Source organism: Frankia sp. EI5c (assembly GCF_001636565.1).
Lineage (GTDB): Bacteria > Actinomycetota > Actinomycetes > Frankiales > Frankiaceae > Parafrankia.
Map to the genome: position 1 here is coordinate 223583 of NZ_LRTK01000008.1, position 22790 is coordinate 246372.

Genomic DNA, 22790 nt, shown 5'->3' on the forward strand with positions numbered 1-22790 from the left:
GAGCCGTGGCCGGGAGGGCTGAGATGACCTGGTCCCACAGCGGCAGGGCTTCCCGGCCGAGGCCTAGCCGGTTGTAGCAGGTTGCCCGCTGGACTTCGATGTAGCCGGGGGTGCGCCGGCAGGCGTTGAACCACGGGTAGTCGTCATCGACCCGGGAGAGCAGCGCGGCGGCCTTGTCCAGGCGTAGTCGGTCCCGCGCCGGTTACCGATGAGGGCGTAGCCGTGGGCGGTCTGCTGCATCGCCTGGACCCGGACCTTCGCGCACAGGCCGTTCTCGTCCGCCAGGGCGGCGCTGGTCAGGTCCAGAGTGCCGGGCCCGTCCTGCTGATCGGTGCAAATCATCGCCTTGTTGGTCAGGGCGTGCCGGACGAGCTGGGTGTCTCCCACCCGGTGCGCGAGTTCGAGCGCCTGGTTCGCCCAGTGCGACGCGGTCGCCAGGTCTCCCGCGTCCTGGTAGAGCCAGGTGGTCAGACCCGCGTAGGCGACGCTCGTGCGCAGCAGCGCATGCCGCGCGGACCCGTTTGCCACCCGCAGGAACTGGCGGATCAGTTCCTGTTGCACGAGCACCGACGGGATCACGGTGTGGGGGCCGAGTGCGGCGTCGGCGCGGTAGTAGCCGTCAAGCTGGCCGGCCAGGTGCTCGATGGCCTCGGGTGCGACCCGCTGATATGAGGCCAGGGGCATGACGCTGCCCCCGACCAGGAATCCAGCACCGCTTCCCGCCAGAAACGTGCGCCGGTCGATGGCCACGATGACCACCTCCCCAATGAACCGCCCCGGGTTCACCCTTCCAGACCTCCCCTATTCTATTAGGGGTAGCTGTCCGGAAAAGATGGGGCACCTCATTCCCTGACAATGCTGGACGCGCATCACGTCGCCGAGGCCGTGCGCTCCGTGCCCGTCGGCGGACGGCGGATGCGTCCACCACCCGATCGGCGGGTGCGCTGTGCCCATCCGCCGAAGGTGCGTTACCAGCGGACGGCGGGGCCGGTGTCCGGCAGCAGAGGGCGGGCGTAGGACAGATCGTCGGTGTCCCAGGTGCCTTTGAGGAACCCCTTGAAGGCACCCGAGTTCAGGAAGGACGCGTCCGCGGTGAAGGCCCACTCGATCGTGCAGCGCCGCAGCGCGATCTTCCAGGCGCCGTCGCGGCGCTCCAGCCGGTCGAGATAACGGCCTCCCATGAAGGCCAGGGTCCTGCCGTCCTTGCCGACCATGGTGCCGATGACGTAGCTCTCGGCGTGCGCGACGTCGCCGTCGATCTCGCAGGTGTGGGTCGTGATGTTGTGCAGGTGATCCGCGAACGCCATCGAGTGCTGCTTGTTCGCCCACGGGCCGTATTCCGCGCCGATGTTGGTGACCGGGCCGTGCTCGTCGATCCCGTCCTCGGCGAGCACGCTGGTCATCAGGTCGGCGTCATGCCGGTCATGACCGCGGGACTGCTTGTTGACGCAGTCGAGGATGTCCTGCCGGTCCCTGAGGTAGCGGACCTCGCGGCGCAGCTCCGCAAGCTCGCCGAGTCCGTCGAGTTCGCTGGGTTCGCTGCCGGTGCTCATGCTGCTCCCTGACTTTCGCGCTGGTGCTCTGGATGGCTGGTCGGACGCCACGCGGAGGCCGCCGGACGCCATCAGATGCCGTCAGATGCCGGCGGGGCCGGGGCCTCCGTGGACGTAGAGGGACTGGCCGGAGCAGTAGCTCGCAGCGTCGGAGGCGAAGAACAGGACCGCGTTCGCGATCTCGGCCGGCTCGCCGATCCGGCCGGAGGCGTTCGTCCGGGCGATCAGCGCCGGGTCGATGCCCTGCCGCGCGAGATCGTCGGTCAGGGTCGCGGCGTTGACCGCCCCGACGACGATGTTGTTCACCCGCAGGCCCCTGCTGGTCCAGGCGGCCGCCATCGACGCCGTCAGGTTGTTCACTCCGGCCTTCGCCGCACCGTAGGGCGCGGCCTGGGGCATACCCAGCAGGCTGGCGCCGGACGAGATGTTGACGATCGCGCCCCTGCCCTGCGCCAGCATCGGCGCCGCGGCGGCCTGGGAGAGGAACCAGACCGAGTCGAGGTTGAGGGCCAGGACCTGCCGCCACTCCTCCTCGGTCCACTTTCTGATCGACTTCGTCTCGGCGCCGCCGGCGCAGTTGACCAGGATGTCCAGCCGGCCGAACTCCGCCAGCGTGGCGTCGACGATCCGCTGGCACTCCGCGGCCTTCGTGACGTCGGCCGGCAGCGGGAGCGCCCGGCGGCCCAGGGCCTCGACCTCCTTGGCCGTGGATTCCAGCGGCTCCGGCCGCCGCGCGGCGAGCACGACGTCGGCACCGTACTCGGCCAGTGCCAGCGCCGAGGCCTGCCCGATCCCGGTGCCACCACCGGTGATGACGGCGACCCGATCCACTAACGAAAACCTGTCACGCACCGAAATCCTCCTCCGTCCGAAACAACCAGGCGCGCGGCGGAGCCGCCGCTACAGGACCGCGCCCCCGTTCGCGGCGATCACCTGGCCGGTGATGTAGCCCGCGGCCTCCGAGCAGAGGAAGGCGCAGGTGGCGCCGATGTCATCGGGGGTCCCGACCCGGCCGGCCGGGATCATCCGGGCGATGATCTCCGTCTTCGGCAGGTTCCGGGCGCTCTGCTGGTCGCGCAGCAGCGGGGTGTCCACCGCGAACGGCGGAATGGTGTTCGCCGTGATCCCTTTCGCCGCGTATTCGAGCGCGACGGCCTTGGTCAGGGCGATCACACCGCCCTTCGTCGCCGAGTAGTGGCCCTGGCGCACCGCGCCGGTCTGCCCCGCGGCCGACGAGATCGTCACGACGCGGCCCCACCCCGCGGCGACCATGTCGCCGATCGCGGCCTGGACGCAGTGGAACGTCCCGGTGAGGTTGACGGCGACGTACCGGTCCCACTGGTCGAGGGAGATCTCCTCGAACGGGGTGAAACCCGAGACCGCCGCACTGGTCACCAGCACCTGAACGGGCCCGAGCTCGGCGCGCACCCGATCGAACGCGGCCTCGACCGACCCGCGGTCCGCGACGTCGACCTCGGCCGCGATCGCCGTCGCGCCCGCGGCACGCAGCCCTTCCGCCGTCTTCCCGGCGGCGGTGCCGTTCAGATCGAGGATCGCCACCGGCAGGCCCGCGCCGGCCAGGTGCCGGCAGATCGCCAGGCCGACTCCTGACCCGCCCCCGGTGACCACAGCCACCCGTGTCATGTCACTCGTCCCCTCGCTGGCTGGGCGCCCGGCCGTGCGGCCTGGGCGGAAAGCGCGGAAAGCGCGGAAGCCGCCGTGGGCCGGCTCAGCCGATGACGGCGGGCATGGAGTCCCACCCGCGGACCGTCGAGGTGGGTGCGCGGCGGGCGGCGTCCAGGTCCACCTCCCAGTCAGGCCACCGGCGCAGCACCTCTTCCAGGGCGATGCGCCCCTCCAGGCGGGCGAGTGCCGCGCCGAGACAGAAATGCGTGCCGTGGCCGAACGTCACCTGCTGGCCGACGTCGCGGTGGATGTCGAACCGCTCCGGGTCGGGGAACCGGCGCTCGTCGTGGTTGGCGGACGCGAGCATGAGCAGCAGGGCGCTGCCGGCGGGAACCGTCCGGCCGTGGTATTCGACGTCCTCGGTGACGTAACGCGCGACGTGCGGGCCGGGTGGCTCGTAGCGCAGCAGCTCCTCGACCGCCCGCGGGATGGCGGTCGGGTCCGCGACCAGCTCGCGCCGCTGGTCGGGATGCTCGGCGAGCACCTTGCCCATCCAGCCGAACAGCCGGCCGGTGGTCTCCACGCCGGCACCCGCGATCACCCCGACGAAGATCTGGATCTCCTGCCGGGTCAACCGGCGGACCTGCCCNGCGATGTCGGTGAACTCCAGGGTGAGCAGCTCGGTGATGATGTCGTCGGACGGGTTGTCGGCCCGCCAGCGGACGTACTCGGTGTAGTTGCCGCCGTCGAAGTACTTGTCCCGGGTGACCGGCAGCGGCTGGCCGGGCTGGTTGCGCACCGCTCGCTGGGCGGTGGACCGCAGCGACGGCTGCTCGGAGTCGGGGATGCCGAACAGCATCCCGATGGTGCGCATCGGGAGCTCGGCGCCCAGGTCGGCCACGAAGTCGAACCTGTCCTCGCCCACGTGCGGGTCCAGGCAGGCCGCGCAGAAGGCCCGCACCTTCTCCTCCAGCGCCTTGATCTTCTTCGGCGTGAACATGCGGGAGACCAGGGCGCGGTGGATGGTGTGCAGCGGCGGGTCCTCGTTGATGAAGATCCCCGGCGCCATGACGGGCGCAGCCTTGACGACCTCCAGGATGTCGCCCTTCGTCGAGGTCAGCCGGCCGAGGTCCTTGAGCGCCGCGACGACGTCACCATGCCGGCTGAGCCCCCAGAAGTCGTGGCGCTCGTTGTAGTACAGCGGCGCCTCGTCGCGCAGCCGCCGGTAGACGGGGTACGGGTCGGCGTCGATCCCGACGTCGTACGGGTCGTAGTAGAGGTCGTCTAAGCCCACTGCCTGGTCCTCCCCGAACATCCCTGTACGAACGTATAGCACTACGCCATACGTTCGTACAGGACGACGCGACCCAACGCGTCCACCACGAGCGGATCTTCGACCCCGAATGCACCGAGATCATCACAGTGCAGGCCGGTCCGACGAGGCTCCGTGCCCGTCAGCTTCCGGCCAGGGAGGCGAGCAGGCCCCGGGTTCGCTTCAGCGAGGCACGCAGGTCGGGGCCCGCGGGGACGATGTGGGCGTGGATGTCGGTCGCACCGGCGTCGAGCAGGGCGCGCAGCTGGGCCTCGACGGACTTCTCGTCGCCGACGATCGCGGCGTCGGCGGGGCCGTCGACACCCCCGACCGCCATGATTCGCTGGTAGGCGGGCACGTTCGCGTACACGGTGGCGCCGGCGGCGACGGCGGCCCGCGCCTCCTGCTCGTCGTCGTGCACGCAGACGGGCAGGCCGGCGACGACGCGGGGTGCCGGGCGCCCAGCTGCCTCCGCGGCGGCGCGCACACGCGGCACGATGTGCCGCTCGACGGCCTTCACCGGGGCGATCCAGAGGATCACGCCGTCGGCCAGCTCGCCGGCCACCCGCAGCATGCGCGGCGCGAGCGCCGCCAGCAGCACCGGTACCGGGTGGGCGGGCCGGACCATCCCGGCCGGGACGTGGGCGCTCCACTCCTCCCCCTCGGCGTCGATCCCCTCCCCGCGCAGCAGCGGCATGAGAATCCGCAGGTACTCCTCGGTGTTGAGCGCCGGGCGGGCGTAGGACAGGCCGTAGACGCCCTCGATGGCCCGCTGGTGCGAGGGGCCGAGGCCGATCGTGAGGCCAGCCCGGCCCATCACCGCCACGGCACCCGCGATGCGCTGCGCCTGCAGCACCGGGTGCACCGGATAGGTCTGCAGCACGGCGGTGCCGAGTTCGATCGCGGACGTCTCCCGGCCGGCCAGGGCCATCGCCGCGAGCGGGTCGCCCTGGACGAGGCTCGCGTACCACAACGACGCGAAGCCCTCGGCTTCGGCCTGTTTCGCCTGCGCGACGAGCTTGTCCGGCGTCGAGCCGCCGCCACCCAGACCGATGCGCATGCACACACTCCACGTTCGTCGTAGAACCGAGCCGGGTTTACCCACGGGAAGCACCCGCCGGGCCCGGGCGGCGGGGCGGCGCGGCGGCGACCGGAGCGCGTTCGCCCCACGAGAGCCCTGTACGATCGTATGGCACGACGGCGCACCTGGCGAGCGGCGCATCCGGCGGGGTGGATGCACCCGCGTTCGGCGGCCTGGCCGGACGTGTTGACGGACGGCGCAACGGGTACGGAAGGCCGCGGATGACGACACCTCGCCGGGTCGGCGCGCAGAAATCAAAGACCCGCACCATACTTTTGGACCGCGCCGAACGGCTCATGCTCGACGAGGGGTACGCCGCGGTCACCTACCGGGTGCTGGCGGCGAAGGCGGGAGTCACGCCCGGGCTGGTCCAGTACTACTTCCCCACCCTGGACGATCTTTTTCTCGCGCTCGTTCGGCGGCGGAGCGAGCAGACCGTCGGCGCCCTGGTGAAGGCACTCGAGACCCGCCAGCCCCTGCGCGCGCTCTGGGAGTTCGCCAACAATCCCACGGCCGCCGCGCTGATCGCCGAACTCACCGCGCTGGCGAACCACCGCAAGGCCATCCGGACCGAAATCGCCGAAGTGGGTGAAAAAGCGCGGGCGCTGATACTCGACGCGCTTGAGGAATCTCCGGGCGACTACACGTTCCCGACCGAGCCGATCTCTCCTGAGGTGCTGGTATTCCTCGTCACCAGCATCCCGAGAATGATCCTGATGGAGCAGGCGGTGGGCATGTCCACCGGGCACGCGCCCACACTCGATCTTCTCGAGCGATATCTGGACCGAGTCGAGCCCAGAGCCGCACCCGTCGACTCGCCGGAGGCCGGGTCCACCCCGAGCTAGGCCGATCCCCGCGGATCTTGACTCGTACGGGTGCCGGGCGGGGCGGTGCTTGGCGTGGGCGCGTGGGTGCTCGGCGGACTGCCCGCGCGGACGCGGGGCGGACGAGCGCGGGGCGGACGGCGCACGTGGGGGCTCGGCGGGTGCTCAGGCGGGTGCGCCCGGTGATCTGACGATGGTGGTCGGCGTTTCGGGCGCGGGCGCGGCTATGGCGATCGCGCGCCTGAAGACCTCCTCGTGTCTCCCACCGAGACGTCTTGACAACCACAGCGATACAGGGGCCGCGACCCCTGCGATCGAAGGACACACAGAGCCCTTCAGCCGCTGTCAGCGAATCCTCGCGGACCCACGCCGCAGGCGCGGGAAACGGGTGCCGCGGGCCCTGCCAACGCTCTGAAAGCCCAGCTAGCCCCGCTACCGCGACGTCCCACGGCATGCCGGCAGCCCCGTAACCGCACCGCGGCGGGATCCGCACCTGCCAAGACATCCACACGCGGAATCGTGGACGTCGAACAGGCGACACGGCGCGGTCCCCGCACCGGCCCGCAGCCCCCGCCCGCCGGGCCTCACGGCCGGCCCGACAGCCGCGATATCCCCCTGATCAGACAGCTGCGTCACCCGAAGCGCTCGGCGTCACCCGCAGCCCGACCTGGCACCCGACCGACGCCCGCAGCCCGGCCCGGCGCCCGACTGTCACCGGCCTCGACTCAGCCCCCCGGCCTTCCGAACCGACTCAGTGCTTCCGTACCGGCCGCGGTGCGTCAGCGGCCCTTCCACACCGGCGGGCGCTTCTCGGCGAACGCGGTCGCGCCCTCGCGGGCGTCCTCGGAGCCGAAGACGGGCGCTATCAGCTCCCCCTGCCGCTTCCAGCCCTCCTCCAGGGTCCAGTCGGAGGCCGACCGCGCTATCTGCTTGGTGACCGCGACGGCGAGCGGGCCGTTGGCGGCGATCGTGCTGGCCAGCGCGACGGCCGCGTCCAGCGCGCCGCCCTCGGGGGTCAGCCGCTGGACGATGCCGAGCTCGTAGGCCCGCTGGGCGGTGATCGGCTCACCGGTCAGCAGCAGCTCCAGGGCCGCGCCGAGCGGGACGCGCTGCGGCAGCAGCAGGGCAGCGCCCGCCGCGGCGACCAGGGCCCGCTTGACCTCCGGGACGCCGAACTTCGCCGTCTCGGCGGCGACGACGATGTCGCAGGCGAGCAGGATCTCGAACCCGCCGGCCAGCGCCCAGCCCTCGACCGCGGCGATCAGCGGCTTGCGCGGCGGGGCCGACGTCAGCCCGGCGAATCCGCGGCCCTCGATCGTCGGCGACTCGCCGCGCAGGAAGCCCTTGAGGTCCATCCCGGCGCAGAAGCTGCCGCCGGCGCCGGTGAGCACTCCGGCCCACAGCTCGTCGGAGCCGTCCAGCTCGTCGAGCGCGGCCGCGACACCCTGCGCGACACCCGCGGTGATCGCGTTCTTCGCCGCCGGCCGGTTGATGGTGATCACCAGCACGCCGCCGCGGCGTTCGGTCGCCACTTCCGATACCTCGGACACCTCGGACACCTCAGTCAACTCATTTCGCTCGCGAGGCCGGCCCCCTGCCGGCGGAGACCAGCGCCACGGTCGCTTTGGCACGCTGCCGCCGAGCTGGTCCCCGACCACCTTGGCCCGAACCGCCTACGCGCAGTCAAGCCGTACCTGAATGAGGGTCCCTTGTCTCAGGACTACCCGGCCCGGCGCGCGGCGGGAGACTACGACCAGAAACCAGATGCGAAGGAGACGGCTGTGCCCCACGAATCCGCGCCCCACGAATCCGGGTTTCCGACCTCGGCGCGGGCCGGGTTCGACGCGCTGTCGTTCGAGCCGCTGACCCCGGTCGGCCTACCTCGACCGCGCCGCCGCCGCGCACGGCGACCGGCTGGCGGTGGTCGACGGGGAACACCGCTGGAACTACCGCGACCTGCGGGAACGGTGCCGCCGCCTGGCGGGGGCGCTGGTCGGGCCCGCCGGCGGGCGACCCGTCGCGGTGCTCGCGCCGAACACCCATGTCCTGCTGGAGGCGAGCTTCGGGGTGCCGTGGGCGGGTGTGCCCCTGGTCGCCGTCAACGCGCTGGCGCGGTTCGTCGCCGACGGCTCCTGGGACCAGCTGACGGGGCAGTGCCTCACCGGCCTCAACCCGATCGCCCCGGTCCCCCACTACCGGGACTGAGCGCGATGCGCCCGCAGCAGTGGCCATGGTGGCCAGCGTGGCCACCGGGAAGATCATGGCCGCGCGCCGCTCGGGTGGCGACGCGCGGCCGTGAGCGAGCCGCGTTACGAGACCTTCGTGATGGCGCCGCAGGACAGGGCCGGCGCGGTCCACTTGCCGTCCTTGAGGTGCGCGAGGGTCCCGCAGGGTGACGGCGTGCTGTGGTTCAGCGGCCAGCGGGTCTCCGGCAGCGCCCCGGGGACGTAGTTGGTGTAGTCGCCGCTGTTGAGCGTCTTCAGCAGGGCGTCCACCGTGAGGTCACGGCCGACCTTCTCCAGGGCTTTCACCAGCATGTCGGCCGACCAGTAGCCGGCCATCGCGGGCAGGCTGTCGGTCAGGTCGGGCGAGGATGCCTTGAAGTCCGCCAGCATCTGGGCGATGCCGGGCACGTCGGTGGAAAGGCCCGGCTGCCACTGCATCACGGCGTAGGTGTCCGAGAGCTCCTTCGCGCCCGCGAGTCGCGGGTCGTAGAAGGGTGTCAGGAGCATCCCGGTGTAGCCGGCGGCCCGGAAGGCGCCGAGCAGTCTGACCGCGTCGCCGACCGGGGTCACCATGAACACCGCCGTCGGCGGCCGGCCCTTGTCGGACGTCATGACCGCCTGGACGATCGGAGTCGGGTCGGACAGGCCGGAGACGGGGATCGGGGTCTTGGAGTAGGCGATGTCGAACCCGGCGGCCTGGAATCCCTGGGCAATCGTGATGTTGCCCTGGCGCGCGGAGTCGTTGTCGAGGCCGATCATCGCGATGCTCTTCGGTGTGCCCGCCGGAATGAGGGCGTTCACGGCCGCGGGCGGGCCGGTGTTCACCGCGACCCGCTGCTCGGCGGTCGGCGTCTGGCAGCCGACGATGCTGAAACCGATGGTGTTGCCGCAGAAGCCGCTGTCCGTTCCCCAGCCGAAGAAGGGCGTGACTTCCTTGCAGAACGTGTCGATGTAGCTGGGTGACGTGGCGATGATGACCGGTGCCGCGGCGAAGATCCCCTCCCTCGACACGAGGGAGTTGGCCTGGGCGCCGTTGCGGCCCGGGTCGCCGCCGTCGTCACGCACGCCGATGAAGTCGATGGTGCGGCCGGCGATCCCGCCTTCGGCGTTCGCCCGTTCGAACCGCGCCTTGGCCCCCGCCTCGGCGTCCGCGAACGCGATGCCGCTGGGGCTGGTCGCCGTCACCAGCCCGCCGATCTTGATCGACGTGTCGGTGACGCCGCGGTGCGGGTCGGACGCCTTGCCCTGGCAGTCGAGGGCGGCCGGGTCGATGGTGACGTCGGTCTGGTTCCAGCCCTGGTCCGGGCCCAGTTTCAGCAGGGCGGAATCCACCGCTGCGGTGTCGGTGCTGCCGCCGCCGTCGCTGCCGCCGCACCCGGCGATCCCGACCGCACCGGCCAGCACCAGTACTAAGAACGATTTTTTATTGATCTTCATTCACATCATCCTTCGATCGTCGGCCCGCCGGCGAGCGGCCGCGTGGTCGAACTTCTCCACCGGAGCAGCACGCCCGGTCCCCCGCGGCCGCGAAGCCGCGTCACACCACCCGCCTGGACCGCCCGGTGCGGAGCGGCGCGAACCTTCCACGAGGGGTGTCCAGACCCGCCCATGATTGGATAATATGTACGAACTTGCAAGGGGTGGGGCCCACGGAAGTCGGGCGGAAGTCGGGCGGCGTCGCGCGGGGGCGTCCCGCCCGTCGGGGCCACCGCACTCCATGGCGATCCCGGCCCGCTGGCGGCCGCGGTGACGCCACCAGCCGTTTCGGGCTGGATCGCGGGCGGTGACCGCGAATTCGCCCGGCGGCAGCGGGGACCTGGCTACGCTGGGTGGATGGAAGCAGCGGCAACGGAGCTCCACGACCGCGCCGACGCGATCGGCCCGCCCGCCCCACGGGGTGACGACGACATCATGGCGCGCCTTCGCCGCTCCACGGCGGTCGTACACGAGCGGGTGGAGGCGAGCCTGGGGCTCGCGGACCCGGACATCCCGGATGCGCGCTACCGGGCGTTGATGATCTCCTTCTACCGCGTTCACGCCGTGTTGGAACCGCGGCTCGACACCCTGTTCGGCGAGTTCGACGACCCGCTGCTGGACTGGCCGGGGCGGCGCAAGCTCGGCCGGCTGACCAGCGATCTGGGCACGCTCGGCGTCACGCCGGCGGAACTGCCCGAGCTCCCGTCCACGGCTGTGCCCGCCGTGAGCGACGTGGCCTGCGGCTTCGGCGCGCTTTATGTGACGGAAGGCGCCACCCTCGGTGGCCAGCTGATCGCCCGCAATCTGAGCACCCGCGCCAACCTGGCCGCGGCGTCCACCTACTTCACCCCGTACGGGGATCAGGTCGGCCGCCGCTGGCGGGATCTGCGCCAGGTCATGCGCCGCTGGGTGGGCACGGACCGGGCGCGGGCCGACGCCGTCGTCGCGGCGGCCATCGGCACGTTCCTCGCCTTCGAGGCCGCCCTGAGCTGACGCGCCGGGGCGGCCCGCGAAGCACCGCTCAGGAGGCGGCGGCCGGCACCCGCGCGTCGCGGCGCGCGAAATACGCGGCCAGCGCCTCCGTGTGCGTCGGGAAGACGAGCCGCCGCGGCGAGGTGACGACCAGCCATTCCGTGGTCTCGTCCGTCGCGGTCACCGGCGGCAGGTCGGCGCGCGGCCGCTCCGGCAGCAGGCCGAAAACCAGCAGCACCCCGCCGTCGTTCCCGCTGTGCACGTCGAACAGGCGTACGTCGGCCGCGGCCGCGACGATTCCCGTCTCCTCGCGCAACTCCCGCACCGTGGCTTCCTGCCAGACCTCGCCGACCTCCATGAAGCCCCCGGGCAGCGCGAGCTCGCCGCGGCCCGGCTCGATATCGCGGCGCACCACCACCAGCCCGTGCCCGCCGTCCGCCTCGGCGACGGGCAGCAGCGCCACCGCCACGGGAGTCGGATTGCGCCACGTCGTCTCCCCGCAGCCGGCGCAGACCCGCGGCCACACCGCATCGGGCTGATACCTCGTACCGCAGCACGAGCAGAACGAATTCCGCATGGGCCCGACGATAATCGGGCCGCGACCCGCGGTCAGCGGCCCCAGGCGGTGACACCGATCTGGCGGGGCACGTCCGCGGCCCACCGCGCGACGGCGGGCCGCGCGGCGGGATGGCCGATCCGAGAGCCGCCCGCGGGTGCCGTGCCGTCCCCCTGGAGCAGGGACTCGACGAACAGCACGGTCAGCGCCGCGACCAGCCGCGCACCCGGGCCGGCCAGGATCCGGTGGCCGCCCGGCACCGATTCCAGCGTGGCCGTCCGCACCGTCCGGGTGATGATCCGCGCCAGGTGATGGGGGCTGACGTCGTCCTGCCGGCCGTGGATGAGCAGCGTGGGCAGATCGGGCAGCGCCCGCGGCGGCAGCTCCGCGAGCGCCTCGCCGGCGAACGGGCGGTGCAGCAACGGCAGGCCGAGCAGGACGAGTGCGTCCGGCCGCAGCGCGGGCGACCCGGCCAGGTCCAGCGCGCGCAACGCCCCGGTGTCGGAGCCGAGCAGGACGAACGGGGCACCGGGCCGCCGCGCCTCGGCGAGCGCGACGTCGGCGCGCTCGCCCGACGCCAGGAAGGTGACGTCGTAACCGTCGACCGCCAGCCTGACCGCAATCCCTTCGAAGAGCGCGACTTCCTCACCGCGGCCGGGCATCAGCACGATCGACGCCCGGGGAACGCCGTTGCCGTCGGCTGCCGGCCACACCCGGGTCGCGGCGCGACCGAGATATCCGCGTACCTGACGGTTGGACCGCACCGGCGTCTGTCGGCTGCCAGTCAAAGAGGACATCCAACTGCTCCTGAGAACGGGGACATCCGCGCCGGCGGCCCGGCTGTCCCAGGTGGGGAAGGATCCGGTTTCGGTCGCGAAACCGGGAAGAACACGGTGTTTCCTCGGCCGAGGAAACCAGTGGCCGGTTTCCGGCGGAAGGCCGGTGCCTCCGCCGGGGACGACCGCNGGAATCCGGCCGAATGATGGTTCCGCCGAGCCCGATGGGAAACGTTTCGCGAGCTCAGCGGAGACACTCGGGCAGTGTCGTCAGCCGGCCGGCGCGATGTCCGGCCTGGGCCGAACTATTCACACGCTGTACCCGACCGCAGAAAGCCGGGCACGGCGAGCAACGAGGAGAACCGCGGGAAGCGCCCCTACGGGCAGCCGCGGACCGAGCGAGGTCCGGTGCTTTCAGCCCGCGGACGGCCGCATACAGGCCGCGGAGGAGACGAGCAGGAAATCAATGTGGCAGCGGGTCACGAGGCGCACCGCGCGCAGAACCCCTGAGCTCGACGGACTCGGGGCCAGGCCGCGCGTCGCCGGAAGAGCAGGTACCGCCGAAAGATCCTGTGCCGACGCAAGATCCTGTGTCGACGAACCCAGCCACGGCATAGTATGACTCTCGGTGGCCGCGAAGCGAATGTCAACAGTTTTGCGCGTACCAGTCCTCGGGTTCCGCCGGCCGGAAAGCGCGATGCCCGGAAAGTAGCACTCGCTCCGATTGTGACGGTACCGCCCCGGTGCTGGTCGGCGGGTCGAGCCCGGCGATGAGCTCGCCGGCCGCCGCCCAGGCCTGCTCCGCGGCGTCCCTGGTGATCACGTGCGCGCGCAGCCCGAACCGCGGTGCCCGCCCCACCGCCAGCGCGGCGGCGCGGACCTCGGCGCACTTCGCCGCCACGGCGTCCGGCGGCTCCCCCCACGTCAGGTAGACGTCGGCATGACGGGCGGCGACGCGGACCGCCGCCGGTGACGACGTTGAGTAGCAGCCGCCCGCCCGACAGCCGCTGAAAGGTCGAGGCCATCTGCGCGGCCAGGGTCGGCGCGACCACCGACGAGGAAATCGTACTAAGTAGGAGGCGGCTGCCGTGAAGCTTCACGGCAGCCGCCCGACCCCTACCAGATACGCACCCGTTCGGCCGGGTCCAGCCACAGCCCGTCACCGGGGGTGGTCTCGAAGACCTCGTGGAACTCGTCGAGGTTGCGCACGATGTTGGCGCGCAGCTCCGGCGGGCTGTGCGGGTCGGTGGTCAGGTACTGGCGCTCCAGTTCGAGCCGGCGCTTGGTGCGCCACACATACGCCCAGTTCATGAACAGCCGCCGCCGGTCGTCGCGGGACGCCTCGCCGCCCTNGGAGATCACGTAGGCGGTGTGCGCGATCGTCAGGCCGCCGAGGTCGCCGATGTTCTCGCCGACGGTGAGCGCGCCGTTCACCTTCTCCCCGGGCAGGTTGCGCGGCTCGAAGGCGCTGTACTGCTCCACCAGGGCCTTGGACTTCACCTCGAACGCGGCCTTGTCGGCGGGCGTCCACCAGTCGTTGAGGTTGCCGGCGCCGTCGTACTGGGCGCCCTGGTCGTCGAAGCCGTGACCCACCTCGTGGCCGATGACCGCGCCGATGCCGCCGTAGTTCTCCGCCGGGTGGGCGTCCGGGCTGAAGAACGGCCGCTGCAGGATCCCGGCCGGGAAGCAGATCTCGTTGGTGCCGGGGTTGTAGTAGGCGTTCACGGTCTGCGGGAGCATGAACCACTCGTCGCGGTCGACCGGGGCGCCGATCTTGGCGAGCTCCCGGTCGGTCTCGAACGCGGCGGCGGCCTGGGCGTTGCCGACGAGGTCGCCCCGGCGGACCTTCAGCGCCGAGTAGTCCCGGAACCGGTCGGGGTAGCCGATCTTCGGCCGGAACGTCTTCAGCTTCTCGTAGGCCCGCTGCTTGGTCTCCTCGGTCATCCAGTCCAGCTGGGAGATCGACGAGCGGTAGGCCGCGAGCAGGTTAGCGACGAGGTCGTCCATCTGCGCCTTGGCGTGCGGCGGGAAGTGGCGGGCGACGTACTGCTCACCGACGGCCTCCCCGATCGCGCCCTCGACGAACGCCACGGCGCGCTTCCACCGGGCCCGCTGCTCGGGGGTGCCGCTGAGCGTGCGGCCGTAGAAGTCGAAGTTCGTCTCGACGAACTCGTCCGTCAGGTAGGGCGCCGCCGAGCGGAGCACGTGGCTGAGCGCCCACTCGCGCCACACCTCGATCGGGGTGTCGGTCAGCACGGTCGACAGGTGCTCGAAGTACGACGGCTGCCGGACGCACACCTCCGCCAGCGTCGAGTCCAGGCTGGTGAGCTGCCCGCCGAGCGCGGCGACGTAGTCGTCCCAGGCGAAGGCCGGGCACAGGGCCGCGAGCTCGCTCGCCGTCAGCAGGTTGTAGGTCTTCTGGACGTCGCGGGTCTCGGCCCGCTCCCAGTGGCCGCCGGCGAGCCGGGTGTCCAGGGCGAGGATCCGCGCCGCTGCGCCCGCCGGATCGGGGTGTTCCACCAGCCCGAGCATGCGGGTCAGGTAGGCCACGTACTTCTCGCGGATCTCGGCGAACCGCTCGTCGCGGTAGTACGACTCGTCCGGCAGGCCGAGCCCGCCCTGGACGAGGTGGAACAGGTACCGGTCGGAGTTGCGGTCGTCGGTGTCGACGTAGGAGCCGAACAGCCCGCGGCCGCCGATCCGCTCGAACCCGCCGAGGAACGCGGCGAGCTCGCGGATGTCGGCCAGGCCGCGCGCGGCGTCCAGCAGGGGCCGCACCGGGCCCACGCCGAGCGCCTTGATGGCCTCGACGTCCATGAAGGAGTTGTAGAGGTCGGCGATCTTCCGCGCGTCCTCGCTCTGATCCGCCGGGTCCTGCGCGGCGAGGTCGGTGATGATGTCACGGACCTGCTGCTCGGCGGCGTCGGCCAGCTGCACGAACGGGCCCCAGCTGGAGCGGTCCGACGGGATCTCCGCCTCGGCGAGCCACCGGCCGTTCACATGGCCGAAGAGGTCGTCCTGCGGTCGTACGTCGAGGTCCATGCCCGCGCGGGCGTCGTCGAGGATGCTCACAGAACGGAAGTCTCCCTCCGACGGGGTGTTCAGGAAAGGATGTCGGCACCTGGCCCGTCGACCAGCAGAACGTTCCGGACACGCCCCCGGGTTCCGGCGGTCAGCCCGCCGCGGGCGCCGCGGGCGGGGCGGGGGCCCCGGCGGGGGTGAGCAGGGCCCTGGCCGCTTCGGCGACAGCGGGCACCAGCGCGCTGGGCGCACCGCGGCGCCCCCGGACGTGCAGCGGCTCGGGCTCGACCGGTGGCAGGTCGGGACGCAGCTCCAGACCCTCCGGCGGCCCGCCGACATGGGCGAGCAGCGCGACGCCGAGACCGGCGCGGGCGGCGTTGAGCACGCCGGCCAGGTGACCGGCCTCGCAGACCACGGACGCCTCGATGCCGTGGTCCGCTAGGACCTGGAGGGCCCGGCGGCGGATCGTGCAGGGCTCGTCGATGACGACGATCGGGACGGCGGGCCGCGGGCCGCTCAACGGCTGCCACCCCGGCGCGGCGAACCACGCCAGCGGAAGCTGGCCGGCGGGGCGGGCGTCACGCCCGCGCACGTCGCCGATGAACAGCGATGCGTCGATCGCCCCGGTGTCGATCCGGTCGTTGAGCACTCTGCCCCGGTCGATGCGGAACCGGACGGCGGCGCCCGGGAAGCCGGCCCGCAGCCGCGCGGTGATCGACGGGAGCAGCAGGTCCGCCGCGTGCTCGGTCGAACCGATGACCAGCGTGCGGCGGGGGGCGTCAGCCAGCCGCAGCCGTTCGAGGATGTCGTCGTGCGCGGCGAGGATCCGGCGCGCCTCGGCGAGCAGCAGCGCACCGTCGGGGGTGAACCCGACCCCCGTGCGGCTGCGAGTGACCAGCGGGCAGCCGCAGACCTGCTCAAGGCGCCGGACGTGCTGGCTCACGGCCGACTGGGACAGGTGCAGGCTGTCGGCGGCCCGGCGGAAGCCGCCACAGTCCGCGATGGACGTGAGGCTGCGCAATGCGACGATGTCGAGAACGCCCCCCATGTCGATAGGATAACCGTGAAATCGTTTCGCGATCAGTGGAACCGGGGCCTGGGCTCGCTGTCGCGGGGCTGCCAGCTTCGGGGCCGCGCGACCGCCCGGGCCAGCGCCGCGACCGCCCGGGCCAGCGCCGCGGGCGTCCGATGACGGCACTGCCCCCGCACGACGAGGTCGACTGGCGGACGGACGCCCCCACGCTCGACGCGCACCGGTTCGACCGCTCCGGCTGGACCCCGGACGTGCGGCCCGCCGCCGTGGCCTCCGTGCGTGGCGTCGCCGGGGTGCGGCACGTCCTGCGCCACGCGCACCGGACCGGAACGCCGCTGGTGCCCCGCGGTGCGGGAACCGGGCTGGCCGGTGCGGCCACCGCCGCCGACGGCGGGATCGTGCTCGACCTCACCGGGATGAACCGCATCGTGGAGGTCCTGCCCGGCGACGAGCTCGCCCTCGTCGAGCCGGGGGTGCTGACCGCCGATCTCGACCGCGCGGCGGGGCGGCACGGGCTGCGCTACGCGCCCGACCCGGCCAGCGTGGAGATCTCGACCGTCGGCGGCAACATCGCGACCAACGCCGGCGGGCTGCGCTGCGCGAAGTACGGCGTCACCCGGGACGCCGTCCTGGGCCTGGACGTGGTGCTGGCGGACGGCCGCCTCATCCACACCGGCCGGCGGGCGATCAAAGGCGTCACCGGCTACGACCTGACCGGGCTGTTCGTCGGCTCGGAGGGAACGCTCGGTGTCATCGTCGGGGCCACCCTGCGGCTGCGGCCCCTGCCGGCCGCCACGGCCACCCTGTCCGGCTACTTCCCGGACGCCGAGGCCGCCTTCGCCGCGGTCGCCGCCGTCCGCGCGGCGGGCGTCGTACCGGCCGTCGCGGAGTTCATCGACGGGCCGACGCTGGCGCGCATCGACGAGTATCTGGGCACCGACCTGCGGTCCAGAGGCGCCGCCTTCGTGCTGTTGCAGTGTGACGGTGCCGCCGCGGACCAGGAGGCGGCCGCGGCCGCGCGGGTGCTGCGCGAGTGCGCCGGGCATCTGGAGGTGACGACGGACCCGGCCGAGGCCGCCCGGCTGACCGCCGTGCGCCGCGCCGCGCTGCCCGCGCTCGAGCGGGTCGGGCCGGTGCTGATCGAGGACATCAGCGTCCCCCGCTCGCGGCTGCCCGAGGCCGTCGCGGCCGTGCGCGACACGGCGGCGGCGACCGGCACCTCGATCCACACCTTCGCGCACGCCGCCGACGGGAACCTGCACCCGATCATCGTGCTGTCCCCCGGGCAGACCCCGGCGGACCCGGCGGTCGAGGCCGCCGCGGACGGTCTGTTCCGCACCGCGCTGCGCCTCGGCGGGACGGTCAGCGGCGAGCACGGGGTCGGCGTGCTCAAACGCCGGTGGATGCGGGTCGAGCTGGGTGAGGACGTGGACGCGCTGCAACGCGAGATCAAGGCGGTCTTCGACCCGACGGGCATCCTCAACCCGGGCAAGGCGATCTGAGGCCGGCGGCCGGCGCCTGGCCGCCGCGGTTACCGATAAGCGCTCGCGATCGCCACGATCGCGAATCGTCGCTGGTCACTCCTGGGGGCAACTACTAGGTTGATCGGCATGGTGGAGATCACGCCGGCGGGCCGTCCCGCGCCGCGGCCGGTCGACCACCGCCCAGCCGCTCTTCCGCCCGGTTCCGGGGCCGAGCCCGGGGCCGGGGCCGGGCGGCATCTCACCAGGCGCCGGGTGATCGACTTCATGCGTCACTGCGCCATGTGTTGTCGCTGACGCCCGCCCCCGAGGGGGCGGTTCCCCGTGCCGGACGTCCCCGCCGCCCACGCCCACGCCGCGGCACCGCTGTCGGCAGGCCCTCCGGGCGGGCGGCGGCCCGCGCCGGCCGGGCAGCCCGCCGGCCGGGCAGCCCGCGGCCACTCGGGCCTCGGCGAAGGGCGGTTCCGCGGCACCGCGGGCGGGTCGGCCCGCACCTGGCGCCGGGCCGCCCGTCCGGCGCATCCCACCCCATCTCCCACCGAAAGGTCGCTGATGACCCTCGCGCGCGAGGCCACTGTCTCCACCTGGCACGAGTCCGCCGGGCCGCCGCTGCGCGCGACGCTGGTCGTGCTGCCGGGCCGGGGTGAATCGCCCCAGGTGTACGAGCGTTTCGGCCGCCGGCTGGCCACCGACGCCTACCGGGTGCACGCCGTCGCCGCGCCCAGCGCGGAGCCGGACCGCGCCCGCGACGAGCTGCTCGGCGTCATCGCCGAGGCCGACCCGGACCTGCCCCGGGTCGTGGTCGGCTCCGACGCCGGGGCGGCCTTCGCGGCCCACCTGGCCGCCACCGGCCACCTCGACGGGGTGGCGGCGCTCATCCTCGCCGGACTGCCGACCGCGCCGTCCGCCGCGCCGGCGGCGGAGTGGGACGACGAGCTGACGATCCGCACCGCCTGCCCGACCCATCAGGGGCGCATCAGCGCGGGCGCGGTCCGCCGGGCGGCGCTGTTCGCCGGCCTGCCCGACGAGTGGTTCGACCCGGCCGTCCCCGGCCTGCTGAGGGTGCCGGTGCTCGGCGTCCACGGCCGTGACGACGCGGTGAGCCCGGTGGACGAAGCCCGCCGCTGGTACGCCGCCGTCCCCCGCGCCGAGCTCGTCACCATCGTCGGCGGCCGGCACGACGCCCTCAACGACGCGACGCACCGCACGGTCGCCGCGGCCGTCGTACAGTTTCTCGAGCGCCTGCGCGCGGGCTCCGACCTCGCGCCGATCGCCGTCACCGAGCCGCTGCGGGAGGGATGACGGTGCCCCGTTATGTGATCATCGGTGCCGGTGCCGCGGGGGTCACCCTCGCCGCCGAGCTCAGCCGGGTGGGCCGGCCGGCCGTCCTGGTGGCCCGCGGCCGGCAGCTGGAGCTGGCCCGGGCCGGGAAGCTGCGCTACTTCCGGCCGGACGGCGCCCGCACGCTCGACCTGCCCGCCGTGGGGGGTCCGGCCGAGATCGCCCTGGAGGCCGACGACGTCCTGGTGCTGGCCACCAAGACCCAGCAGGCCGAGGAGGCGCTCGCCGAGTGGGCGCGGGCGCCGGTCGCCGGCGGCCGGTGGCGGGCCGGGGAGGTGCTGCCCGTCCTCACCGTGCAGAACGGGCTGGAGGCCGAGCGCGCCGCGCTGCGCCGTTTCTCCACCGTCGTCGGGTCGGTGCTGTGGGTGCCGTCGACCTATGTCGCCGACGGCGAGATCGCCTCGCCCGGGGCGCCCGTGGTGGGCGTCTTCTGGCTGGGGAGCCACCCGGACGGGCCCGCCTCGGACGCGGCGCGGGCGATCGCGGCCGATCTGGCGGCGGCCGGCTTCGAGACGCAGCTGGTCGCCGACCTTTCCCGGTGGAAGGCGGCGAAGCTGCTGGCGAGCGTGACCTTCGCCCTCGACGCGCTCTACCCGGCCGGCCCGGAACGCGACCGGGCGGCGGCACTGGTGGTGGCCGAGGCCCGCGCGGTGCTCACCGCGGCCGGGTTCGGGATCGCCGACCTGGCGACGGAGAGCACCGCGCGCCTGGACGACTTCGTCATCCACCCGGTCGAGGGGCGCGAGCGGCCGGGCAGCTCGACCTGGCAGAGCCTCGCCCGCGCCCGGGACGCCGAGACGGACTTCCTCAACGGGGAGATCGCGTTGCTCGCCCGGCAGCTGGGCCGGCGCGCCCCGGTGAACGCCGGCCTCGCCGCGCGGGTCCAGCGCGCCGTGGCCGAGCGGACGGCGCCCGGTTCGCTGCCCGTCGACGACCTCGCCGAGGTGCTCGCCGCGGCGACCGTCCTCGTCGACCCGCGGACCCTGCGCGCCGAGCTGGCCGGGTCCCGGCCGCCGGCGCTGCTGGACGTGCGCTGGGCGCTCGGTGACCCCGACGGCGAGAAGCACTACCTCGACGGGCACCTGCCGGGTGCGGTCTACGTGGACCTGGAGACCGAGCTCGCCGCGCCGGCCTCGGCTGCTCAGGGCCGTCACCCGCTGCCGGAGCCCGCGGACCTGCAGCGGGCCGCGCGGCGCTGGGGGCTGCGCACCGGGCAGCCGGTCGTCGTCTACGACGCGGTCGGCGGGCTGAGCGCGGCCCGGGCCTGGTGGCTGCTGCGCTGGGCGGGTGTCGGCGACGTCCGCATCCTCGACGGCGGCCTCGCCGCCTGGAACGCGGCGGGCGGGCCGCTGGCCACCGGCGCCCACCGGCCCGACGAGGGCGACATCGAGCTGTCGGCCGGGCAGCTGCCGGTGCTGGACGCCGACTCCGCCGCCGCGCTGCCCGGTGCCGGCGGCGTGCTGCTCGACGCCCGGGCCGCCGAGCGTTACCGCGGCGAGGTGGAGCCGGTCGACCCGCGCGCCGGGCACATTCCCGGGGCGCGCAGCCTGCCCACGGCCGAGAATCTCGGCCCGGACGGCCGCTTCCTGCCCGTCGAGCGGCTGCGCGCGCGGTTCGCCGCGGCGGGGGTCGGCGCCGGCGGCGGCCCGGTCGGCGTGTACTGCGGATCCGGTGTCACCGCGGCGCACGAGATCGCCGCGCTGGCGGCGGCGGGCTTCGACGCGACGCTGTTCCCGGGCTCCTGGTCCGCCTGGTCGGCGGACCCGGCCCGCCCGGCCGCGACCGGCCCGGAGCCATCCTGACCTGACCTGACCTGATCGGCGAGGCAGCGGCTTGCGCTGCCTCGCCAGCCGGCCCTACGGTGAACATCTAGATGTTTCGGATGTGAGCGAAGGCGGCCGGCGAGATGGATCTCGGGGTGCGTGGTCGTGGGTTCGTGGTGGTCGGCGGTACCGCCGGTATGGGGCTGGCCACGGCGGAGGTGATCGCGGCCGAGGGTGCCCGGCTGGTGGTCGTCGGCCGTGACCGGGAGCGGGCCGAGGCAGCCGCGCTGCGCCTCGGCCCGGACGCCACCGCGGTGGTCGGCGACGTCAACGCCCCCGGCGAGGCCGACCGGGTCGTGGCCGAGGCCGTCGATCTTCTCGGCGAGCTGGCCGGGATCGCCGTCACCACCGGCACCGGGAAGGGCTCGCACCGCGCGCTGGAAGCCGCGACGGACGAGGTGTGGTCCCAGGCCTTCGACGACGTGCTCATGGGAACGGTGCGCACGGTGCGGGCGGCCGTCCCCCACCTGGTGGCGGCGGGCGGCGGCACCGTGGTGACCACCGCCGCCTACGGGATGCGCGCCTACCACCCCGATCGACTGCCCTACCTCACGCTGAAGAGCGGCATCGCCGCCTTCACCAAGACAGTGGCCCGGGCCTACGGCGCCGCCGGGGTGCGGGCCAACTGCGTCTGCCCCGGCGCCATCGAGACCGACTCGCTCGCGGGCCTGCGGCACGCCCTCGCCACCCAGCGCGGAGTGCCGCCGGAGGGCCTGCTGGAGCGGGTCATGGTCGACGAGTGGCACATGGACGTCGCGCTGCGCCGGCCGGGCACTCCCACCGAGGTCGGCGAGCTGTTCGCGTTCCTGCTGTCGCCCCGCGCCGGCTACCTGACCGGAGCTGTCATCAACATCGACGGCGGCACCCAGTTCTGAGCGGCCGCCGACAGCCGCCGCCGACGGCACACCCGCTGGTTCGATACGGGCCACTGGACCGCCAAGACCTTTAGATGTTGACTGCGGGTCCGGGCGGGGTCGAGGTCGCCTGGCCCGGCACTCCCACCCCGGCCCGCGAGCGGGCGTCACCCCTGCCCGGCCCGCACGTTCGCGGCCTGGCTTGCGTTCGGGCGTTGCCGCCTCCGGGATCAGGACCCTTTTTCGGGCCACCGGAACAACCTCCGGCACCACCCTTGACGACCCGAATACATGTATATATTTTTGCGCCAGATCGGCCGGACATGACGGACGTCACGTAGGCGGCCCGCCCGGCGGTCGGCCCACTGTGGCGCGCCGCGCCGGCCAGGCCCAACCACCCCCAGCACGTTCGACCGGCAACCCACCGTCTGACGGCACCCGCCGCCAGGGCACCCGAGAGCCGTGGACGAGCGCGCCCCCTTCGAAAGGGAGCAACAGGTGAACGGTTCCGACAGCAGGTCCCGCGGCGGCCCAGGGGAAACGCCCCGGCGAAGGCCGTGGCGCAAGCCGCCGGGTACCCGCTTAGGCACCCTGCCCGTTCTGCTGGTGGCCCTCGCGCTCGCCGTGGCCGCCTGCTCGAACTCCACGGGCGAGACGGACAAGCCCCCGGCCAGCAGCGGCACGTCGGCGGGCGGCGGGTCCACCGCGCCCGGCGTCACCGACAGCGAGATCCGGTTCGCGATGGTCGGGACCAGGAGCAACAACCCGCTCGGAACCTGCATCCTGGACTGCTTCGCCTCCGGGGTGAACGCCTATCTCGCCTACCGCAACAGCGA

21 protein-coding genes and 2 pseudogenes are annotated in these 22790 nt (G+C 73.1%); 8 read left to right on the forward strand and 15 right to left on the reverse strand.

Annotated elements, in window-relative coordinates; all coding sequences use genetic code 11:
* Positions 1–63: 63 nt before the first annotated feature.
* From UG55_RS07235 to UG55_RS07260, 7 genes and pseudogenes are all read right to left on the reverse strand, one after another.
* Entirely contained in the window at positions 64–750 is a 687-nt protein-coding gene (locus tag UG55_RS07235; protein WP_128422883.1) for a hypothetical protein, read from the reverse strand.
* 218 nt (positions 751–968) lie between these two features.
* On the reverse strand, positions 969–1553 hold the full coding sequence (locus UG55_RS07240) for a nuclear transport factor 2 family protein (RefSeq protein WP_066064586.1): 585 nt from the start codon (positions 1551–1553) through the stop codon (positions 969–971).
* Positions 1554–1634: 81 nt separating this feature from the next.
* Positions 1635–2405: an SDR family NAD(P)-dependent oxidoreductase gene (locus UG55_RS07245; protein WP_066064588.1), complete on the reverse strand. Its 771-nt coding sequence runs from the start codon at positions 2403–2405 to the stop codon at positions 1635–1637.
* Between the two features lie 48 nt (positions 2406–2453).
* Positions 2454–3197, reverse strand: coding sequence for an SDR family NAD(P)-dependent oxidoreductase (locus tag UG55_RS07250; protein ID WP_066064591.1), 744 nt, complete (start codon positions 3195–3197; stop codon positions 2454–2456).
* An 85-nt stretch (positions 3198–3282) separates the two neighbouring features.
* Positions 3283–3828 (reverse strand): cytochrome P450 (locus tag UG55_RS33220; RefSeq protein ID WP_242423842.1); only part of this gene is annotated, 546 nt, incomplete at its 5' end.
* A 1-nt stretch (position 3829) separates the two neighbouring features.
* Positions 3830–4473 (reverse strand): annotated as a pseudogene (locus UG55_RS33225) (cytochrome P450); the annotation flags it as partial.
* A gap of 160 nt (positions 4474–4633) precedes the next feature.
* Positions 4634–5551 carry a TIGR03564 family F420-dependent LLM class oxidoreductase gene (locus tag UG55_RS07260; protein WP_066064597.1) on the reverse strand — a complete coding sequence of 306 codons (918 nt, stop codon included), beginning with the start codon at positions 5549–5551 and terminating at the stop codon, positions 4634–4636.
* 242 nt (positions 5552–5793) lie between these two features.
* Between UG55_RS07260 and UG55_RS07265 the strand changes: the two genes are divergently transcribed.
* Positions 5794–6417, forward strand: a complete 624-nt coding sequence (locus tag UG55_RS07265) for a TetR/AcrR family transcriptional regulator (protein ID WP_066064600.1) — start codon at positions 5794–5796, stop codon at positions 6415–6417.
* 758 nt (positions 6418–7175) lie between these two features.
* Here UG55_RS07265 and UG55_RS07270 read toward each other — a convergent pair.
* Entirely contained in the window at positions 7176–7946 is a 771-nt protein-coding gene (locus UG55_RS07270; protein WP_066064771.1) for a crotonase/enoyl-CoA hydratase family protein, read from the reverse strand.
* A 370-nt stretch (positions 7947–8316) separates the two neighbouring features.
* Between UG55_RS07270 and UG55_RS29400 the strand changes: the two genes are divergently transcribed.
* Complete coding sequence (locus UG55_RS29400; RefSeq protein ID WP_066064602.1) at positions 8317–8601, forward strand: AMP-binding protein; 285 nt, start codon at positions 8317–8319, stop codon at positions 8599–8601.
* 104 nt (positions 8602–8705) lie between these two features.
* On the opposite strand, the gene UG55_RS07280 is transcribed toward UG55_RS29400, so the two are convergent.
* Positions 8706–10058, reverse strand: coding sequence for an ABC transporter substrate-binding protein (locus UG55_RS07280; RefSeq protein WP_066064605.1), 1353 nt, complete (start codon positions 10056–10058; stop codon positions 8706–8708).
* Between the two features lie 396 nt (positions 10059–10454).
* Here UG55_RS07280 and UG55_RS07285 point away from each other — a divergent pair, with 396 nt between their 5' ends.
* Positions 10455–11090 (forward strand): biliverdin-producing heme oxygenase, encoded by a 636-nt coding sequence (locus UG55_RS07285; protein WP_066064608.1) that lies wholly within the window; start codon positions 10455–10457, stop codon positions 11088–11090.
* 28 nt (positions 11091–11118) lie between these two features.
* Here the strand turns inward: UG55_RS07285 and UG55_RS07290 are convergent, their stop codons facing one another.
* From UG55_RS07290 to UG55_RS07310, 6 genes and pseudogenes are all read right to left on the reverse strand, one after another.
* Positions 11119–11646: an NUDIX domain-containing protein gene (locus tag UG55_RS07290; RefSeq protein WP_066064611.1), complete on the reverse strand. Its 528-nt coding sequence runs from the start codon at positions 11644–11646 to the stop codon at positions 11119–11121.
* Between the two features lie 32 nt (positions 11647–11678).
* Entirely contained in the window at positions 11679–12422 is a 744-nt protein-coding gene (locus UG55_RS07295; protein ID WP_066064614.1) for an alpha/beta hydrolase, read from the reverse strand.
* Positions 12423–13047: 625 nt separating this feature from the next.
* Complete coding sequence (locus tag UG55_RS33230) at positions 13048–13302, reverse strand: LLM class flavin-dependent oxidoreductase (protein ID WP_066064616.1); 255 nt, start codon at positions 13300–13302, stop codon at positions 13048–13050.
* Positions 13303–13517: 215 nt separating this feature from the next.
* Positions 13518–13753: M13-type metalloendopeptidase (locus UG55_RS33240; protein WP_304440390.1), on the reverse strand; the 236-nt coding region annotated here is incomplete at its 5' end.
* Between the two features lies 1 nt (position 13754).
* Positions 13755–15473 (reverse strand): annotated as a pseudogene (locus tag UG55_RS07305) (M13 family metallopeptidase); the annotation flags it as partial.
* Positions 15474–15573: 100 nt separating this feature from the next.
* Positions 15574–16470, reverse strand: a complete 897-nt coding sequence (locus tag UG55_RS07310; RefSeq protein ID WP_066064624.1) for a LysR family transcriptional regulator — start codon at positions 16468–16470, stop codon at positions 15574–15576.
* Between the two features lie 140 nt (positions 16471–16610).
* On the opposite strand from UG55_RS07310, the gene UG55_RS07315 reads away from it, so the two are divergent.
* The 5 genes from UG55_RS07315 to UG55_RS46155 form a co-directional block, all read left to right on the forward strand.
* Positions 16611–17957 (forward strand): FAD-binding oxidoreductase, encoded by a 1347-nt coding sequence (locus UG55_RS07315; RefSeq protein ID WP_066064627.1) that lies wholly within the window; start codon positions 16611–16613, stop codon positions 17955–17957.
* 531 nt (positions 17958–18488) lie between these two features.
* On the forward strand, positions 18489–19238 hold the full coding sequence (locus tag UG55_RS07320) for an alpha/beta hydrolase (protein ID WP_066064629.1): 750 nt from the start codon (positions 18489–18491) through the stop codon (positions 19236–19238).
* The gene (locus UG55_RS07325) at positions 19235–21079 is read left to right on the forward strand and encodes a rhodanese-like domain-containing protein (protein ID WP_066064632.1); all 1845 of its coding nucleotides are present in this window, start codon (positions 19235–19237) and stop codon (positions 21077–21079) included. Before UG55_RS07320 ends, UG55_RS07325 begins: the two co-directional genes overlap by 4 nt.
* A 104-nt stretch (positions 21080–21183) precedes the next feature.
* Entirely contained in the window at positions 21184–21975 is a 792-nt protein-coding gene (locus UG55_RS07330) for an SDR family oxidoreductase (protein WP_083986512.1), read from the forward strand.
* Positions 21976–22695: 720 nt separating this feature from the next.
* Positions 22696–22790 (forward strand): hypothetical protein (locus UG55_RS46155; protein ID WP_313954588.1); only part of this gene is annotated, 95 nt, incomplete at its 3' end.

Excerpts from the sequence above, each read along its gene's own strand:
- UG55_RS07240 (WP_066064586.1), bottom strand. The coding sequence starts at position 1,553 with ATGAGCACCGGCAGCGAACCCAGCGAACTCGACGGACTCGGCGAGCTT.
- UG55_RS07250 (WP_066064591.1), bottom strand. The coding sequence starts at position 3,197 with ATGACACGGGTGGCTGTGGTCACCGGGGGCGGGTCAGGAGTCGGCCTG.
- UG55_RS07260 (WP_066064597.1), bottom strand. The coding sequence starts at position 5,551 with ATGCGCATCGGTCTGGGTGGCGGCGGCTCGACGCCGGACAAGCTCGTC.
- UG55_RS07265 (WP_066064600.1), top strand. The coding sequence starts at position 5,794 with ATGACGACACCTCGCCGGGTCGGCGCGCAGAAATCAAAGACCCGCACC.
- UG55_RS07280 (WP_066064605.1), bottom strand. The coding sequence starts at position 10,058 with ATGAAGATCAATAAAAAATCGTTCTTAGTACTGGTGCTGGCCGGTGCG.
- UG55_RS07285 (WP_066064608.1), top strand. The coding sequence starts at position 10,455 with ATGGAAGCAGCGGCAACGGAGCTCCACGACCGCGCCGACGCGATCGGC.
- UG55_RS07290 (WP_066064611.1), bottom strand. The coding sequence starts at position 11,646 with ATGCGGAATTCGTTCTGCTCGTGCTGCGGTACGAGGTATCAGCCCGAT.
- UG55_RS07295 (WP_066064614.1), bottom strand. The coding sequence starts at position 12,422 with ATGTCCTCTTTGACTGGCAGCCGACAGACGCCGGTGCGGTCCAACCGT.
- UG55_RS07310 (WP_066064624.1), bottom strand. The coding sequence starts at position 16,470 with ATGGGGGGCGTTCTCGACATCGTCGCATTGCGCAGCCTCACGTCCATC.
- UG55_RS07315 (WP_066064627.1), top strand. The coding sequence starts at position 16,611 with ATGACGGCACTGCCCCCGCACGACGAGGTCGACTGGCGGACGGACGCC.
- UG55_RS07320 (WP_066064629.1), top strand. The coding sequence starts at position 18,489 with ATGACCCTCGCGCGCGAGGCCACTGTCTCCACCTGGCACGAGTCCGCC.
- UG55_RS07325 (WP_066064632.1), top strand. The coding sequence starts at position 19,235 with ATGACGGTGCCCCGTTATGTGATCATCGGTGCCGGTGCCGCGGGGGTC.
- UG55_RS07330 (WP_083986512.1), top strand. The coding sequence starts at position 21,184 with ATGGATCTCGGGGTGCGTGGTCGTGGGTTCGTGGTGGTCGGCGGTACC.